The following is a 17,435-nucleotide window of genomic DNA, read 5'->3' as shown; positions in this document are numbered from 1 at the left end:
TCACGAATTGACCGACTCACGTGGAGAACATGCATTCCGAGGCAGGCAAGCTCGCCCCGCTCCCGTCTCGTCGCCCGGGCGGCGGTTGCACGCCCGTGATGGGATGGAGCCGGCATGATTCGGGCGAACCCGTCGCCGCCGAATTGAGCCTCGCGGTGCTGTCCCACGACCGGCACGGCAACGTGATCACCACCGCGGCGGCTTCCGTCGGCCTGCACGAGGTGGCGGTGGCGATCGTCGAACTGGCGCGCCGTCTGCGCAAGCAGATCTACTGCGGTTATCGCGGCCTGTTCCTCAGCGCCGACCACGATACGCAGCCGCAGGACATCGTGCGCGCCTATACCAGCTTCACCAGCCTCGGGCGGGAAGGCGAAGCGCGCTGATTCGCCGGCGGCGCCCGCCGCCGCGCGCCCTGGATCAGTCCAGCCGCATCGTCCCGCCCGAGCCTCTCCCTGTTCGAAACCCATCTCCCTCGCCAGCCCCTTCATTGCCGGCCGATTCGCGCGCCGCAATCGCGTTACCATGCGCATCGCCCCGCGCGGCGAGCCGGCAATCACGCGCGGATTACGAATTGAAATGAAGCGGTTCCGAGGCAGAGATGGCTGAAAACACGTTCAGGATCGGCGCCGATTCCTTTACCTATCGCTTCCGCGAACAGGACGGCGGGACCCTCGTCGAACGGGACATGCTGATGTCGGGCGCGGGCGGCAGCGAATTCCGCGTGACCCAGGCGATCTGCGCCGGCGGCGCGCCCTTGCTCGACTTCCTGCGCGCCGATCCGCATGCCGCCGCCATCGAGCACGTGGTGGGGCCGCGGATCGCCGACATCGCGCTCGACATGTCGGAGCGGGCCGACGCGGCAGCCGCCCCGAGCGTGCCGGACGCGCTGTCGGCGATCGGCGAGATCGCCTACCTGCCCGACGAGGCCCGGCTCGCCAGGCAGGCCTGGAGCATCATCCTGGCGCTGAAGGCAAGCACCGCGTTCTACTTCCTGGTCGACACCGACGACGAAGGCGAAATCCGCGCGTATCGAATCATCATCCTCTCGCCGGCCTTCGGGAAGGCCATGCAGACCTACGTGCATCGCCGCTGGTATTCGACCGATCCCTTCCTGATCCACGCGCGGAAAACCCAGCGCGTGTGCTTTTCCTCCGATGTCGGGCTGATCGAGAACCTCGGCGGCAGTTGGCGTGAAATGGCCGAGTTCGCGCGCGGGAACGGCATGAAGAGCTGGCTGGCCGCGCCGGCCCACGAACCTCGCTCGCGACGCTTCGGCGTGCTCTACGTGGCCAACGACACGCTGCCCTCGCAGGAGGGCGAGGCACCGCTGCGCAGGAACGTCGCCCTGTTCCGCACGCTCTCGCGCGAGATCTTCGAGTGGTATGAAAGCCGCGCGCGATCGGACAAGATCATCGAACTTGGGCTGAGCTCGCAGGAGCTGCGCGTGCTCAGCGGCCTGTCGCGGCAATTCCCGCTCGAGCTGATCGCCGACACGCTCGAGATCGGCAACACGGTGCTGCGCGACCGGCTGCTGCCCGCGATCCGCGCGAAATTCTCGGTCTCGCGGATCGGCGAGGCCGTGCGCGAAGCCGAGAAGCACAACCTGCTGATGGCGATCGGCGAGCGCAAGGTGGCCTACATCGTCTATAGCGAGACCTACGGCATCTTCCTGCGCGAGGAATACGGCGCGCAATTCTGGTCGCAACTGAACCCGTCGGGCATCGACCGCGCGCAGATCTTCAAGGATCCCGAGGCGGCCCGCCATTATTTCCAGCCGCGCGGCGGCTCCGCGGCCTACGTGATGCGGCGCGTGGACGTGCATCACACCGCCAGCGTGGCCACGCGCCAGGAATGCCTGGCCGCGGGCCTGCCGGGCTGGGAGCCCGGGCACCTGTCGAGCGAGGGGCCCAGCGACGGTTCCGGCACCTGGGGCGCGCTCGATGCCTCGCACCTGAATCGTCAATAATCGCGCCTAGCATTTCCTCGCCGGAGGTTCAAGCGGGTTGAACCTCCGCATCCGGGGCGCCTAGAATCCTCCGCTTGCAAGCGATTGCGATACCGTCGGCGGTGCCTCGCCGGCGCGTTGCGTCGCGCCCCGGTCGTCGCGCCGGCATGCCCCCCTTTCGACGTGTGAGAAACGCCCGTGGCCGAACCGTCTTCGTCGCTCCCTGCCCTCGCCATCCCTGGCCCGGCCGGCATGTCGAGGCGCGAAGGCAGCCCGGTGCGCCGCCGTCCCCGGTTTCGACGCGAGACCCTCTCGCTCGCGTCCCGCCTGTGTGCTCTGACGCTTCCATCCTCGGAATCAGGCGGTCTCGTTGCGCCCATTCACGCCCGCGAGGGCCGCGATGCGCGCAACATTTTTCTTCCGCGCCCGCCGCGCCTCGCGCGGGTACCGGCCATCCGCCGAAGCGAACCGCAAGGGACGAACGCTTGAACGCCAGCCAGCCCATCGATCCACACGAGTTCGTCCGCCTCCTGGCCGCCGAGCGCAGCATCGATGCATGCGCACACACCTTCGTCCATATCGACGACGAAGGCCTGTGGTGCCGCAATCCCCATGGGCTCGATGCCTACTTCGGCCGCGCCCTGCCCTCGGTCGACTACGCCCGCGAGATCCTCGTCGCGCTCTCGCGCGGCACGGTGTTCGGCGCGGTGCCGCGGCCGGCCGGCGACTGAAGCCGGGCCGCGGCACGATGCGCCGCGCTCAGCCGCCGCCGTTGTGCGAACCGTCGCCGGTGCCCGGCTGGTAATTGCTGATCGTGCTGCGGTCGACCAGGTTGGTGGCCGGCGTGAACCCGAGCACCGACGCCGCCGAGCCGCTCGTAACGTTGCCCGAGATCCGCATCCCGGCGCCGCCCTGGCTCAGCGCGCCGCCGGCACTCATCACCGCGACGGCGTCGCCCTTGGCATTGAGGATCAGGTTGTCGGCGATCGTGTCGTTCGAGCCGTTCATAGTCCGGCTGTTCGAATCGGTGCCGGCCACGATGCCCATCCATTGCGAGCCGTCCGTCACCGAGTTCCGGATCGTGTCGCCGGTCGGGCCCATCAGCGCGAAACCCCGCCCATAGGCATTCGCCAGCGCGTAGTCGTGCGTGAATAGATTGCCGGAATCCTGCCGGCTGTCGAAGGTGTAGGAGTCGTCCGAGTAGGAATCGTCGCCGGCCTGGTAGACCTCGTTGCTGTCGACCGTGTTGTTCAGCGAGCCGTTCATCAGCGCGATGCCATCGGCATTGCTGCCTTCCACCAGGTTCCTGACGATCTGCGCACCGCTCGCGCCGTCCAGGCGGATGCCGTTCGATGCCGCGCCGAGCGTGGTGACGTGCTCGACCCGGTTGTTCGCGCCGGTCACGTCGATCGCGGCCGCCAGGGGCTGCGAACTGCGGTTGGGCGCGCGCGTGGAAGTCACGAGATTGGAGAGCATCGCGTTGCCGGTGAGCTGGAGCGCCTCCTGGTCCGGATTGCTCGCCACCAGGATGGTCTGGGCGCCGGCGCCCGTCACCGTCACGCCGCCGAGCGTGAGGACCGCGCTGTGCAGGTAGGTGCCGGCCGGAATATAGGCCGCGCGGTGCTGCGAGGCCGCCGTGTTGAAGGCGTTCTGCATGGCCTGCGTGCAGTCGCTCCTGCCGTCGCCGATCGCGCCGTAATCGGCGACATTGAGCGAATTCGCGGGCCGCGCCACCGCGGCGGCCGGCGCGCCGGGCGAATCGCCCGGCGTGGCCGCGATCGACGCGGTCGCGCCGAGTGTCGCCCAGGCCATCACGGCCGAGACGAAGGGAATCAGTCTGGTTTTCATGATCTCACCTCATGACGCGGCCACCTCGCGTCCGGCCGCGATGCCGTTTCAACGATGAGGAAACGGCGGCCCCGCGATGCGAGGGCCGCCGGCGTCACGCCGGGGCCGCCATCGGCCCCGGCATCGGGATCACCGCATTACTGCCCGAGATCCTTGGCGAAGCGCAGGCTGTAGCCGAGCGTGCCGACGCCGCCGATGGTGTTGCAGGTCGGCGAGGCGGTACCCGGCGCGCAATCGGCATCGCGGTCGAAGGACCAGAAATGCAGGCCGGCCAGGCCGTTCTTGATCACGAAGGCCGACACCGCGTCGGCATCGGAGAGCGTGAAGCTCTCGCCGGCCGAATCGTTGCCGCCGATCATCGGCGTGATCTCGATCTGGCTGTACGGCACGCCCCAGTGATCATGCAGGTTCATGGCCGCCTGGATGGCCGACTGCCCCATCTGGCAGGCGCCGCCCACCAGCACGCAATTGCCCGGCAGGGCCGAACCGTAATCCATCGTCATCAGGTCGATGGTGTAGTTCTTCAGGTTCGAGCTCTTGATCGCCTGCATCACCCAGTCGCCGAGCACGTTGAAGCTGTCCGGCGCGCTGGCGCCCCAGGACGTGGCCTGGGTGGCGCCGTTCGGGGCCGGGGCCACGGTCTGCAGCGTGAAGCTGAAGCGCAGGTTCGGGAACTGCTGCTGGGCGTTGGCGGCACGCTGCACCAGGCTGTTGATCACGGCCTGCGACTGGCCCCCTTCGATATCGAAATCGATGCCGACCAGGTTCTTGGACGCGTAGCGGTTGATGAACGTCGTCATGCCCGCATCGGTGCCGCAGGTGAAGACGCCCGCCGCGCCGCCGGTCGACAGGATGTAGTTGACGTTGGCGGCCGACAGCAGCGGCACGTTGACGGAAGCCAGCGTATTGCCGGCCACGCCGCCCCAGTTCTCGCTGCCGCATTCACCGTTGGCGAAGGCCAGCGTGAGCGTGTGGGTGCCCGTAGGCAGCGCCGAGGCGATCGGCTTGAGCGAGCCGGTCACGTTGGTGGAGATGGTGTTGGTGTTCCAGTTCAGCGAGATCGAGGTGTCCTTGTACGGGCCGTAGATGAAGCCGGCCGCCGTGCCCGTGGGCGAGCCCGTTCCCGGTCCGCTGCCGCCGCCGTTGCCCGGCCCCGTGCCGCCGCCCCCACCGTTGCCCGGGCCGGAGCCCGAGACCAGCGTCCACAGCGAGGCCACGGTCGGGTTCCAGCCGGTGCCGGTGTAGTCGGTCTGGTTGACGGTCGCCTGGTAGTCGCTGCCGTTGTAGGTCACGATGGTGCCGGCGGCGTAGAAGGTATCCGGCGCCCAGGCCGCGGCGGCCATCGCCGCGTGCGGGGCGGCCGTCGACAGCAGCAGGGCCGCCGCCGCGTTCAGCACCAGGGCCGGGAGCGCCAGACTTTTTCTCTTCATTTTGATATTCATTTCTTGTATTCCTGATCGATGGGAGAGGGATGGAAATCGCGGATCCTCTTGATTTTTTTCGCACGTCCATCGAATTCGATGGCGGCATTTCATTATTGAAGATTATCCGGAATCGGAAAGCTGACAGGAATATCAGGTTTTCCGGATTTTCATCGATCGGTTTCGCACCGGGCTTCGAAACTGCGTGTATGTAGTTGCTTCACAAACTACAGACCGCCCTATCCATCGGACGCTCGGCATGTTAAGTAGTTACATGATTGCGCGATGGTCTCCAGGTAAAATCGGCGCGGAACGGGCGTCGATCAATCAATGGAAATTGAATTTATTACCGAGACAGGATTTTATTTTATTTATTTTCCAGATCACTTATTTACTCTATTTCTTATTAACCAATTCAGATCGGCTTCATGGCTCCAGCATGAAACCAGATCGATGCGATGCATCCCGTCGACGATGAAGCGAATCGTCCCGGAATGCATCGCAAGCGGCTCGCTCAGGAACGGGCCTCGGCCCCATCCGCCGGGTCCGGTCGGCGCAGCTTGTGGGTCACCTCGTCGAGCTTGTCGCCCAGCATCCGGCGCACCGCCACGTAGAACACCGGGATCAGCAGCACGCCCAGCGCCGTGGCGAACAGCATCCCGCCGATCACGCCGATGCCGATCTCGTGCCGCGAGGTCGAGCCCGCCCCGCTGGACAGCACCAGCGGCAGCACGCCGAGGATGAAGGCCATCGAGGTCATCAGGATCGGCCGCAGCCGCAATCGCGCGGCGCGCAGCACCGCGTCGTACAGCGTCAGGCCTTCGGCCTGCCCCTCGATCGCGAATTCCACGATCAGGATCGCGTTCTTCGCGGCCAGCCCGATCACCGTGACCATGCCGATCTTGAAGTAGATGTCGTTCGGCGTATTCGTCAGCAGGCAGAACGAGAGCATCCCCAGCAGGCCGAGCGGCACCACCAGCAGCACCGAGACCGGCACCGACCAGCTCTCGTAGAGCGCCGCCAGGCACAGGAACACCACCACCACCGACAGCAGCATCAACTGCGTGGCCGAATCGCCGGCGATGATTTCCTGGTACGACTGCCCGGTCCAGTCGGCGGCGAATCCCGGCGGCAGCGACTTGTCGACGATCTGCTGCAGCGCCTGCATGGCCTGGCCGGTCGAATAGCCCGGCGCGGCGTTGCCGACGATCTCGACCGCGGAATAGCCGTTGTAGCGCGGCAGCGCCTGCGGGCCGACGCTCCAGCCCGAGTGGATCACGCTCGACAGCGGCACCATGTTGTACGGGCTGATCGCCGCGTTGCTGGAGGACGGATCGACCGGCGCGGTGGAGGTGCTGACCGTGCCCGAACTCGAGGCCGAGGCCGAGGCGGTGCTGCCGCTGGTGGTGGAGGCGCTCGCATTGGTCGGCGTGTAGAAATGGCCCAGCGCATCGAGGCTCATGCGGAACGGCGCATCCGCCTCCAGGTAGACGCGCTTGACGCGGCCCGCGTAGGTGAACTGGTTCACGTAGAACGGCGCCAGCTCCATCTGGATGGTGTTGTAGACGTCGGACAGCGACAGCCCCATCGATTCGGCCTGCACACGATCCACCGAGAGCTTGAGCTGCGGCGCCTCGGGCAGCGAGTTCGGCCGGATGCCGTACAGCACCGCGCTCTTCGCGGCCGCGCCGAGCAGCATGCCCTCGGCCTGCCCGAGCTGCGCGCGGGACTGCCCGGCGCGCGCCTGCAGGTACATGTCGACGCCGCCGAACTGGCTCAGGCCGCGGATGGTCGGCAGGTTCACCACGAAGATCTGCGCGTCGTTGATGCCGTGCAGGATCCCGTTCGCCTTCGGGATCAGCTGCATGGCCGTCTCCGAGCGCTGGCCCCAGTCGGTGAGCTTGATGAAGGCCATGCCGACGTTCTCGCTGCTGCCGACGAAGCTGAAGCCCTCGATGCCGAACACGTCGTCGATATCCTTGCCGATCGCGCTGTGCTTCAAGCGCTCGCGCACCTCCTTCATGACCCGGTCGGTGTTCTGCAGCGTCGAGCCGGGCGGCAGGTTGACCAGCGCGAGCACGAAACCCTGGTCCTCGTCGGGCACGAACGAGGTCGGCAGCCGCGTGTAGAGGAAGCCGGCCAGCACGCTGACGGCGACGAAGGCCACCATCCAGCGCGGCACATGGCGCACCGCGCGCGCCACTTGGCCGATGTAGGTCTCGCTGAGCCGGTTGAAGCCCGACTCGAAGCGGCGGAACACGAGGTTCGGCTCGCCGTGCCGGTCATGCTTCAGGATGGTGGCGCACAGCGAGGGCGTGAACGACATCGCGAGAAAGGCCGAGAAGGCCATCGACACGGCGATGGTCAGCGCGAACTGCGCGTAGATGATGCCGGTGGCGCCCGGTTGCAGGGCCGAGGGCACGAACACCGCGGCCAGCACCACGGTGATCGCGATGATGGCGCCGGTGATCTGCCCCATCGCCTTGCGGGTGGCCGCGCGTGGGTCCAGCCCCTCCTCGCGCATGATGCGCTCGACGTTCTCGATCACCACGATCGCGTCGTCCACCACGATGCCGATCGCCAGCACCATGCCGAACAGGGTCAGCTGGTTGATCGAGAAATGCAGGGCCGACAGGCCGATGAAGGTGCCCAGCAGCGCCACCGGGATCACCAGGGTCGGGATGATGGTGGCGCGGATGTTCTGCAGGAAGATCAGCATCACGAAGAACACCAGCACGATCGCTTCCACCAGGGTCTTGACCACGTCGAGGATCGAGGCCGTGATGAAGGGCGTGGTGTCGTAGGGCACGTCCCAGGTGACGCCGTTGGGCAGGTCCTTGGCGAGCACCGCCATCTCGGCCTTGACCGCCTTGGCCACCGCCAGCGCGTTGGCGCCGGGCAGCAGGTAGATGCCCAGGCCGCCCGCCGGCTTGCCCTGGTAGATGGCCGAGGTGCCATAGGTCTGCGCGCCGAAGGTGATGCGCGCCACGTCGCCCAGGCGCACCACCGTGCCGTCGTTCTTCGACAGCAGGATGATGTCGCGGAACTGCTGCAGCGAGGAGAACAGCGTGTCGCCCGACACCGTCGCCGTGAACGTCTGCCCCTTGACGGCCGGGTCGGCGCCCACCGAACCGGTCGCGAACTGCGCGTTCTGCGCGCTGACCGCGTTCTGCACCTGGGTGGTCGACAGCCCATAGGCCTGCAGCTTGTCCGGGTCGAGCCAGATGCGCATCGCGTACTCGGCGCCGAGCATGAAGGTATTGCCCACCCCGTTGATACGCGCGATCACCGGCTGGATCTGCGAGGCGATCACGTCGCTCAGGCGGGCCGCGTCGATGTCGGGGTTGCTCGATTGCAGACTCAGGAACATCAGGATGTCCGGGCTCGCCTTGGCCACCTGCAGGCCCTGCTGCGTCACCTCGGTGGGCAGCAGCGGCTCGGCGAGCGCGACCTTGTTCTGCACCTGCACCTCGGCGATGTCGGCATTGGTGCCGGTGGCGAAGCTCAGCGTGATGGTGGCCTGGCCGTTGCCGTTCGACGCCGAGCTGAAATACAGCAGGTTGTCGATGCCGGTGAGCTGCTGCTCGATCACCTGGGTGACGGTGGATTCGAGCGTGGCGGCATTCGCGCCGGGATAGGTGGCGGTCACCGTCACCTGCGGCGGCGCGATGTCGGGATAGGAGTCGATACCCATCTTCAGCAGCGAGATGGTGCCGATCAGGCAGATCAGGATCGGGATCACCCAGGCGAACACGGGACGATCGATAAAGAAGCGCGGCATGGATCGTTCTCCTCAGGATGCCTGGCCGGCGTGCGGCGCGGATGCGGCGCCCTGGGCCGCGGCCGGCGCCTGCCAGGGGCCGGCCTTGACGGTCACGCCCTCGCGCGCGCCCTGCAGCCCGGTGACGATCACCTCGTCGCCGGCAGCCAGCCCGCTGGTGACGATCCAGTCGTTGCCATAGCTGGCGCTCGCCTCCACGTTGCGGCGCTGCGCCTTGCCGCCGGCCACCACCATCGCGTAGGCACCCACCACGTCGCGCTGGATCGCCTGCTGCGGGATCAGGAACACGCCGTTGCGGCGGCCGAAGTCGGCCTTCAGGGTGACGAACATGCCGGGCAGCAACTGGTGCTGCGGGTTCGGGATGCGCGCGCGCAGGTTGACCGCGCCGGTGGTCGCGTTCACCTGGGCATCGGAGAAGTCGAGCGCGCCCGCCTGCTCGTAGGTGCTGCCGTTCGGCAGCGTGACGCTGACGGCGGTGTCGGCCTGCCCCGCGAGCGCGACGTGGCCCGCGCCCTGCGCCTGGCGCAGCGTCACCAGGTCGGCCGCGCTGAGGGTGAAGTTGACGTAGAGCGGATCGATCTGCTGCACGGTGGCCAGCAGCGTGCCGCTCGCGCCGGCGTCGGACACGCCGCTGCCCACCACGGTGCCGGCGGTCACCTGCTGCTCGCCCGCGATGCCGGTGATCGGCGAGGTGACCTTGGTGTAGCCCAGGTTCACGCGGGCGCTTTCCACCGAGGCCCGGTCCGCCTGCACCTTGGCGGCCGCGCTGCGCTCGGCCGCATCGGCGTTGTCGACGGTCTGTTGCGACACCGATCCGACCGGCAGCAGCTGATGGTCGCGCTCGGCCGTGATGCGATCGTTGACGTAGGTCGCCTGGTCCTCCGCCAGCGTGGCGAGGCTGTTGTCGAGCACGGTCTTGTAGTAGCTCGGGTCGATCTCGAACAGCGTCTGCCCGGCCTTCACCTCGCTGCCCTCGGCATAGCTGCGCTTGAGCAGCACGCCCGACACGCGGGCCGTCACGTTCGCGCTGTAATAGGCCGACAGGCGGCCCACCAGGTCGCGCGTCAAGGGCACGTCCCGCGGCTGCGCCGTGACGGTGGCCACCACCGGCGGCGGCGCGGGCGGCGGCCCGCTCTTGCCGCATCCGGCCAGCGCCAGCAAACCCGTGGACAGCAGCGATGCACCCAGGAAAGATCGATTCATGTCACACCACACCGAATTCGTGAAATGGAAAACCCGCGCGGCGCGATGAAGCCGTCGCCGCCGGATGGAGAAAGCGCGGGAGTCGGGCTCGCGAGCGGATCGGTCGACTGCGCGACCCGCGCCGCCGCTCATTCGAGGCCGGTCGAGGCGGCACCCGCCGGCTTGGGGCGCGTCGACGAACCCAGCTGCATGCCGTGCGCGTCGTCCGTTTCGTGCGCGTCGTCCCATTGCCAGCCGCCGCCGAGGTTGCGGATCAGGCTGACGCTGCTTTGCGACAGCAAGGCACGCGTGTCCTCCAGGTTCTGCCGCGCCTGGATCAGCGTGAGCTGCTGGGTCAGCAGGTCCTGCTCGCTGGCCGTGCCGATGCGCTGCTGCGCGCTCGCGCTGTCGAACAACTGCTGGTTGCGGCGGTAGATGCCCGCATACGAACGGGCCTGGTCCTGCAGGTGGTTCAGCGAGGACAGGCTGTCCTCGACGTTCTGGAACGCGCCCAGCACCGTCTGGCGATAGCTGGCGACATCCTCGTCATAGGTCGCGCGCGCCTCGCGCACGGCGGCCGTGCGCGCGCCGCCGTCGAAGATCGTCGCGGCCAGCGTGGGGCCCAGGGTCCAGAAGCGGCTCGGCACCGTGAACAGGTTGGCCAGCGTGTTGTGCTGGAAGCCGCCCTCGGCCGAGAGCGTGAGCGTCGGGAAAAAGGCCGCCTCGGCCACACCTATCTTGGCGTTGGCCGCCGACGCGGTGCGCTCCGCGCTGACGACGTCGTAGCGTCGTTCCAGCAGTTGCGACGGCAGGGCCAGCGGCACCGCCGGCAGCGCGAACGCATAGTCGGGCCTGGGCTCGATCGAGAAGCCGCCGGGCGCCACGCCGACCAGCACCGCGATCGCGTGCTCGTCCTGTTCGCGCGTGATCCGCGTCGACTGCAGCGAGGCGATCACCAGTTCGAGCGTGTCCTGCGCGTTGAGCACGTCGTCGTTGGACGAGGTGCCGAGCGCGAAACCGCGGCGCGTCATCTCGAGGATCCGTTCGTCGATGCGGCGCTGCTGGGTCAGCAGGTCGATATCCATGTCGGCCTGGCGCAGCTCCAGGTAATCGATGGCCAGGCTGGCCGCGATCGACAGGCGCTCGCCCGCCAGTTGCGCGTCGCTGGCCTGCGCGCTGGCCTTGCTCGACTCGATCTGGCGGCGCACGCTGCCCCATAGATCGGGCTCCCAGCTCGCCGTCAGCGAAGTGGAAGCCAGGTTGCTCACGCCCGCCTGCGAACTGCCGCTCGATGCCGCGTTCGCCCCGCTGCCGGAGCGGGTGCCCGAGAGGTTCGCGCCCACCGTCGGGAACAGGCTGGCGCGGTCGGCCATCACCGTCGCCAGCGCGAGCCGGTAGGCCGCCTCGGCCTGCGCGATCGACTGGTTGGCCCGCTGCGAGCGCTCGATCAGGTCGGTCAGCGTGGCGTCGTGATAATCGAGCCACCAACGGCTCGACAGCGAGGCTTGCGGGTTCGCCTCGGCGCGCTGCCAGTTGGCCCCTTCCTTGAAGGCCAGCGGCAGGTCCATGGTCGGCTTCCGGTAGTCCGGCCCCACCGCGCAGGCGCTCAGCGCGACGGCCACGGCAGCCGTCGCCAGCCAGCGCGTCGCGCGTCGTGCCTCCATTACAGAAACTTTCGGATCGCTAAGCGATGCATGCTTGCCGGAATCCATGTCTTGTCGATCTGCTGGGGCCATGCGGCTCGTCCTGTCCTGGTTTCCCGGCTCACGCGTCGTAATCGCCAGAAATGAGGAAGCTCGCCGCGCCACGCGAAAAGCCCTCGCATCGGGCGATGGCGAGCCGGGAATAGTGGTCTAATCAACTTGTCTGGCTCGCAGCTTAGAGCGTTTTTTTTGACCCCACTAGACGAGCTATTCGCATTGATGTCGTCCGAAATTGAGAGGAATCGATGATCGACCTCAACGAGATCTACCTGTTCGTCGAAGTGATACGAGCCGGCAGCTTCGCCGAAGCCGCGCGCCGTCTCGGCATGCCCGCGAACACCATCAGCCGGCATATCCAGGCGCTTGAAAGCAAGATGAAAAGCCCGCTGATCCTGCGCACCACGCGCAAGCTGACGCTCACCGCGGTCGGCCAGTCCTTCTACGATCAATGCGCGCAGAACGTCGCCGACATCGTGCAGGCCAGCCAGGAGGCCAGCGATATCCACACGGCGCCGGTCGGCCCCTTGCGCGTCGCGCTGCCCGGCGATTTCTTCCACATCTTCCCGGTGGCCTGGATCACCGAATTCCTGGCGACCTATCCGCAGGTCAACCTGGAATTCCTGATCGACGACGCGCGCGCCGACCTGGTCACGCATGCCGTCGACGTGGCGCTGCGGCCCGATTCCCTGCTGGAGGAGAACGACGTGCGCCGGGTCCTCACCTCGACGCCGCGCCGGCTGGTCGCCGCCCCGGCCTACCTGGCCGCGCGCGGGGTGCCGCGCAAGCCCGAGGACCTGGCTCGGCACGATTGCCTGCTGCTGTCGCGCAAGCCGGGCACCCAGGTCTGGTCCCTGAGCGGCCCCGAGGGCGTCACGCGTGTCGAGGTGGGCGGCCGCTTTCTCAGCAGTTCGCCCAACCTGATCCGCAAGACCGCCATCGACGGGCTCGGCATCGCCCTGCTTCCCGAGGTCTTCACGCAAGCCGACATCGATGCCGGAAGCCTGGTCGCGCTCCTCGACGACCATCGGTCGGCGAGCATCCAGCTCTGCGCCGTTTTTCCCAGCCATCGGTACATCCGGCGCGTCACCACGCTGTTCGTCGACTACATCCAGGACAAGCTCAGGACGACCCAGCAGCAGGTTGCCCTGGACCTTGCCGCGCGGCTGTCGACAAACCGAAGCGCGGCTGTCGAAAACATTACTGCGCGGCATGGAGGTCAATCCCCCGGATTCGGGCACTAGCCCGGTGCGTGGAAGCTGGCTAGATTGTGAGCGCCGGATCGGGGCGGCCGTATCGGCCAGCCGGATGCGATCCGTCAGCCCTGCGCGCGGCGGCGGCCGGACCTCGGCCGCGAGCGTCGTGCCAGGCCGTCACGCTCAGATCGTCATCGCACAACCGGGAGCCTTCGATGAGGCGTACGCAGGAGCAGGCCATGCACACGCGTGCCAGGATCCTCGACTCCGCGGTCCAGGCCTTCCTGCGGCAAGGCCTGTCGCATACCTCGCTGGCCGATATCGCCGGCGTGGCGGGCGTCACGCGCGGCGCCGTCTACGGGCACTTCAGGAACAAGTCCGCCTTGTTCGAGGCCATGCTCGAGCATGCGGGGCTGCCCGTCGATCCCTTCCTGATCGCCTGGCACGCGCCGGAGCCGGACCCGCTCGAACAACTGCGGGCGGCCCTGGTCCGCCATCTCGCGCTGGTGTTGTCGAATGGTGTGGCGCGGCGCGTCTACAGCATCGTCCATTCGCGCTGCGAAGTATCGGAGGAGACCCGGGAGTTCTGGGAGAAGGTGCATATGGGGCGCCGCGCCGCCGAGCAGCGCATCGTCGATGCGCTGGCCGATGCGCACGCGCAGGGACAGCTCGCCGACAACGCGGATATCGCGCAACTGGCGGCCTTCACGCACGCCAGCCTGATGGGCTTCTTCATTCGCAGCCTGGCGGAACAGGCGAGCATCGCGCCGCGCCAGAGCGCCGAGCATGTCGTCGATCTCGCCTTCCTGCTGCTGCGCCCGTTCGAGGCGGCGGATTGAGTCGCGAGCGCGTTCACGGCACTCGCGATGGCACGCGCCCCTCGAACCGCGATCGGCTCGCGCGCGAGCGACGAGGCCCATGCCTTCGGCCGCCTGCTGCTGCGTGCCGACCTGGCCTTGCACCAGGCCATCACGCGATGCACGCAGGACGCCCTGCAGGTGACGGCGCAGCAGGCTCGCGTGCTGTACCTGGTCGGGCAGCCCGAGCTGGCCCGCGCCGCCGATATCTCGCGTCAATGCGAGGTCGATCCCAAGGCCATCACCTGCATGGTCGATCGGCTGGTGCGCGACGGTTTCCTGCAACGCCGACGCGGCACGATCGATCGGCGCGTCGTCGAGCTGGTGCTGACGGCGCGTGGGCGGGCGGTGGCCGCCGGTACACCGGCGGCGTTCCGCGAGGCGCATGAGCGGCTGTTCGCGGGCTTCGAGGCGCAGGACATGGCGCGCCTGGCCACGCTGCTGCAGCGCATTCTCGAACGATAGCGCCCGCCTCGCCCTTCAGAGCCGGAATGCGCCCGGCAACAGGGCATCGGCCGTGGTCACCTGCGTCTGCCCCTTCAGGTTGCTCAGCACCACCTCCAGGTCCGCGCCGCCCAGCTCGTGGATCACCTGTCGGCAGGCACCGCAGGGCGCGATCGGCCCGTCGGTGTCGCCCGTCACCGCCAGCCGCACGAAATCGCCCGGGCGATGGCCGGCCGCGATCGCGGCGAACAGCGCCGTGCGTTCCGCGCAATTGCAGAGGCCGTACGAGCCGTTCTCGACATTGCAGCCGTGAAAGACCGTGCCGTCGCGCGTTTGCAGCGCGGCGCCCACCTTGAAGTTCGAATACGGCGCATAGGCGCGCTCGCGCGCGAGCTTCGCCTGTTCGACCAATGTATCCCGTTCCATGTCGATGTCCTCGTGTTGTCGATAAGCTGCCTATCGCGCCGTGGCGCCGGCCGCTCGCGGCGCGGCCAGGAAAGACTTGCCGTCCTCGAACGCGTCCAGCCCGAACCACGACGCGAGACTCTGGCCGATGTCGGCGAAGCTGTCGCGCACGCCGAGGCTGCCGGGCGCCACCTGCTTTCCATACACCAGCACCGGCACGTGCTCGCGCGTGTGATCGGTGCCGGGCCAGGTCGGGTCGCAGCCGTGGTCGGCCGACAGGATCAGCACGTCGTCCTCGCGCAGCAGCGGGTACAGCTCCGGCAGCCGCGAGTCGAAATACTCGAGCGCCGCCGCATAACCGGCCACCTTGCGCCGGTGCCCGAAGTTCTGGTCGAAGTCGACGAAGTTCGTCATCACCAGGCTGAAGTCGGGTGCCTCGCGCGCGGCCGCCAGCGTCGCGTCCCACAGGCCGTCCAGGCCGTTGGCCTTGATCTTTTGCGTGACGCCCATCCCGGCGTAGATGTCCGAGATCTTGCCGATCGCGATCACCTGCCCGCCCGCGCGCGCGAGCTTGTCGAGCACGGTGGGCGCCGGCGGCGGCACCGCCAGGTCGCGGCGATTGCCGGTGCGCGCGAAGTTTTCCGGCGCGTCGCCGACGAAGGGCCGCGCGATCACGCGGCAGATGTGGTAGGCATCCACCTCCTCGCGGGCGATCTCGCAGAGGCGATAGAGCCGCTCGAGGCCGAAGCTGCCTTCGTGGCAGGCGATCTGGAACACCGAGTCGGCCGAGGTATAGAAGATCGGCTTGCCGGTGGCGATGTGCTCGGCACCGAGCGAGGCGATGATGTCGGTGCCCGAGGCGTGGCAGTTGCCGAGGTAGCCCGGCAGGCCGGCGCGCCGCACGATCGCGTCGAGCAGCGCCGGCGGGAACGAGGCCTCGCGTTCGCTGAAGTAACCCCAGTCGAAGCGCACCGGCACGCCGGCCATCTCCCAGTGGCCGGACGGCGTGTCCTTGCCCGAGGAGCACTCGCGCGCGGCGCCGTAGGCACCGAGCAGCGCCGGCGCCGACGACATGCCCGCCGGCAGCGCGCCACCGGCCAGCGCGCCGGCCAGCCCGATGCCGAGTTGCTCGAGATGCGGCACGCGCAGCGGCCCGCCACGGCCGGCCTCGCCCTCGCAGCGGCCGGCCGCGCAATGCTCGGCGATATGCCCGAAGGTGTTCGAACCTTGGTCGCCGAAGCGTTCGGCATCGGGCGCCGCGCCGATGCCGAGCGAATCGAGAACCAGAACTAGCGCACGCATGATGCTCGCTCCTTGCCCGGCGTCACTTAGCGGACCAGCCGGTGAATGGTGGGCGGCAGCGGCTCGGCGCTGGCGCCGAGCGTGTAGGCGCGCTGCACCTCGGCCAGCGCGCGCGCGGCGGCCGCTTGGTCGCGCGCATGCACGTAGCCGAGCGGATCGCCCGCGTCGACCGGCTGCCCGAGTTCGACGAGATCCGACAGGCCCACCGAATAATCGATCGAGTCTTCCGCGCGCGTGCGGCCGCCGCCGAGCGCCACCACCGCCAGGCCGAGCCCGCGGCAATCGACGCGCTGCACCACGCCGCCGGCCGGCGCCGGAACCGGCACCTTCACCGCGGCGGCAGCCAGGTATCGCGTCGGCGTCTCGACCAGGTCCTTCGGGCCGCCGAGCGCGGCCACCATGGTCGCGAAACGCTCGGCCGCCGCGCCGGAATCGAGCGCGCGCTGCAAGGCGGCCCGCGCCTGCGCCTCGTCGGCGGCCAGGCCGCCCGTCACCAGCATCTCGGCGGTGAGCGCCATGGTGACCTCGTGCAGCCGAGCCGGACGCGACTTGCCGCTCAGGTAGTCGATCGCGCAGAGCACCTCGATCGCGTTGCCGGCGCAGGGCGCCAGCGACTGGTTCATGTCGGTCAGCACGGCGGTGGTCTTCATGCCGGCGCCGTTGCCCACATCGACGATGCTCTGCGCCAGCTCGACCGATTTCTCGAAGCTCGGCATGAAGGCGCCCGAGCCGACCTTGACGTCCATCACCAGCCCGTCGAGCCCGGCCGCCAGCTTCTTGGAGAGGATCGAGGCGGTGATCATGGCGACCGATTCCACCGTCGCCGTCACGTCGCGGATCGCGTAGATGCGCTTGTCGGCCGGCGCCAGCTGGGCGGTCTGGCCGATGATGGCCACGCCGACCTCGCGCACCGTGCGGCGCAGCAGCTCCGGATCGGGCGTGACGTCGTAGCCGGGGATCGCGCTCAGCTTGTCGAGCGTGCCGCCGGTGTGGCCGAGCCCGCGTCCCGAGATCATCGGCACGTAGCCGCCGCAGGCGGCGATCATCGGCCCGAGCATCAGGGACACCACGTCGCCCACGCCGCCGGTCGAATGCTTGTCGATCACCGGGCCGTCGAGCGCCAGCGAGCGCCATTCGAGCACCTGGCCGGAATCGCGCTGCGCGAGCGTGAGGGCCACGCGCTCGTCGACGGCCAGGTCGTTGAAGAACACCGCCATCGCGAACGCGGCCACCTGGCCCTCGGTCACGCTGCCGTCGGTGATGCCGCTGACGAAGGCCGCGATCTCCTCGCGGCTCAGCGGCTGGCGATCGCGCTTCTTGCGGATGAATTCCTGGGGCAGAAACATATCGGATT

Annotated in this window: 14 protein-coding genes; 6 read left to right on the top strand and 8 right to left on the bottom strand. The window is 68.1% G+C overall.

Annotated features, from left to right (window positions below; all coding sequences use genetic code 11):
- Positions 1-29: 29 nt before the first annotated feature.
- From F3J10_RS06040 to F3J10_RS06030, 3 genes are all read left to right on the top strand, one after another.
- Positions 30-383: a hypothetical protein gene (locus F3J10_RS06040; protein WP_105859356.1), complete on the top strand. Its 354-nt coding sequence runs from the start codon at positions 30-32 to the stop codon at positions 381-383.
- 215 nt (positions 384-598) lie between these two features.
- Complete coding sequence (locus F3J10_RS06035) at positions 599-1,966, top strand: autoinducer binding domain-containing protein (RefSeq protein WP_167241624.1); 1,368 nt, start codon at positions 599-601, stop codon at positions 1,964-1,966.
- A 464-nt stretch (positions 1,967-2,430) separates the two neighbouring features.
- Complete coding sequence (locus F3J10_RS06030; protein ID WP_167241622.1) at positions 2,431-2,676, top strand: hypothetical protein; 246 nt, start codon at positions 2,431-2,433, stop codon at positions 2,674-2,676.
- 28 nt (positions 2,677-2,704) lie between these two features.
- Here F3J10_RS06030 and F3J10_RS06025 read toward each other — a convergent pair whose 3' ends face one another.
- From F3J10_RS06025 to F3J10_RS06005, 5 genes are all read right to left on the bottom strand, one after another.
- Positions 2,705-3,793, bottom strand: a complete 1,089-nt coding sequence (locus F3J10_RS06025) for a right-handed parallel beta-helix repeat-containing protein (protein WP_167241620.1) — start codon at positions 3,791-3,793, stop codon at positions 2,705-2,707.
- A gap of 137 nt (positions 3,794-3,930) precedes the next feature.
- On the bottom strand, positions 3,931-5,223 hold the full coding sequence (locus F3J10_RS06020) for a carbohydrate-binding protein (protein ID WP_240155402.1): 1,293 nt from the start codon (positions 5,221-5,223) through the stop codon (positions 3,931-3,933).
- Between the two features lie 505 nt (positions 5,224-5,728).
- Positions 5,729-8,995: an efflux RND transporter permease subunit gene (locus F3J10_RS06015; protein ID WP_167241616.1), complete on the bottom strand. Its 3,267-nt coding sequence runs from the start codon at positions 8,993-8,995 to the stop codon at positions 5,729-5,731.
- A gap of 12 nt (positions 8,996-9,007) precedes the next feature.
- Entirely contained in the window at positions 9,008-10,198 is a 1,191-nt protein-coding gene (locus F3J10_RS06010; RefSeq protein ID WP_036037811.1) for an efflux RND transporter periplasmic adaptor subunit, read from the bottom strand.
- A 128-nt stretch (positions 10,199-10,326) separates the two neighbouring features.
- Positions 10,327-11,841, bottom strand: a complete 1,515-nt coding sequence (locus tag F3J10_RS06005) for an efflux transporter outer membrane subunit (RefSeq protein ID WP_167241614.1) — start codon at positions 11,839-11,841, stop codon at positions 10,327-10,329.
- A gap of 284 nt (positions 11,842-12,125) precedes the next feature.
- Between F3J10_RS06005 and F3J10_RS06000 the strand changes: the two genes are divergently transcribed.
- The 3 genes from F3J10_RS06000 to F3J10_RS05990 all read left to right on the top strand — a co-directional run bounded on the left by F3J10_RS06000 (position 12,126) and on the right by F3J10_RS05990 (position 14,395).
- Positions 12,126-13,121, top strand: a complete 996-nt coding sequence (locus F3J10_RS06000) for a LysR family transcriptional regulator (RefSeq protein WP_167241612.1) — start codon at positions 12,126-12,128, stop codon at positions 13,119-13,121.
- A gap of 167 nt (positions 13,122-13,288) precedes the next feature.
- On the top strand, positions 13,289-13,912 hold the full coding sequence (locus F3J10_RS05995) for a TetR family transcriptional regulator (protein ID WP_126241315.1): 624 nt from the start codon (positions 13,289-13,291) through the stop codon (positions 13,910-13,912).
- A gap of 27 nt (positions 13,913-13,939) precedes the next feature.
- On the top strand, positions 13,940-14,395 hold the full coding sequence (locus F3J10_RS05990; RefSeq protein ID WP_167241610.1) for a MarR family transcriptional regulator: 456 nt from the start codon (positions 13,940-13,942) through the stop codon (positions 14,393-14,395).
- Between the two features lie 15 nt (positions 14,396-14,410).
- Here the strand turns inward: F3J10_RS05990 and F3J10_RS05985 are convergent, their stop codons facing one another.
- The 3 genes from F3J10_RS05985 to deoA are packed head-to-tail and all read right to left on the bottom strand — an operon-like array spanning position 14,411 to position 17,427.
- Positions 14,411-14,800: a cytidine deaminase gene (locus F3J10_RS05985; RefSeq protein WP_167241608.1), complete on the bottom strand. Its 390-nt coding sequence runs from the start codon at positions 14,798-14,800 to the stop codon at positions 14,411-14,413.
- A 30-nt stretch (positions 14,801-14,830) separates the two neighbouring features.
- On the bottom strand, positions 14,831-16,081 hold the full coding sequence (locus F3J10_RS05980; protein WP_205195488.1) for a phosphopentomutase: 1,251 nt from the start codon (positions 16,079-16,081) through the stop codon (positions 14,831-14,833).
- Between the two features lie 26 nt (positions 16,082-16,107).
- On the bottom strand, positions 16,108-17,427 hold the full coding sequence (gene deoA, locus F3J10_RS05975) for a thymidine phosphorylase (protein ID WP_167241606.1): 1,320 nt from the start codon (positions 17,425-17,427) through the stop codon (positions 16,108-16,110).
- Between the last annotated feature and the right edge of the window lie 8 nt (positions 17,428-17,435).

Source organism: Burkholderia sp. Cy-637, from assembly GCF_011753175.1.
GTDB lineage: Bacteria > Pseudomonadota > Gammaproteobacteria > Burkholderiales > Burkholderiaceae > Burkholderia > Burkholderia gladioli.
This window is presented reverse-complemented; position numbering and strand designations above follow the sequence as displayed.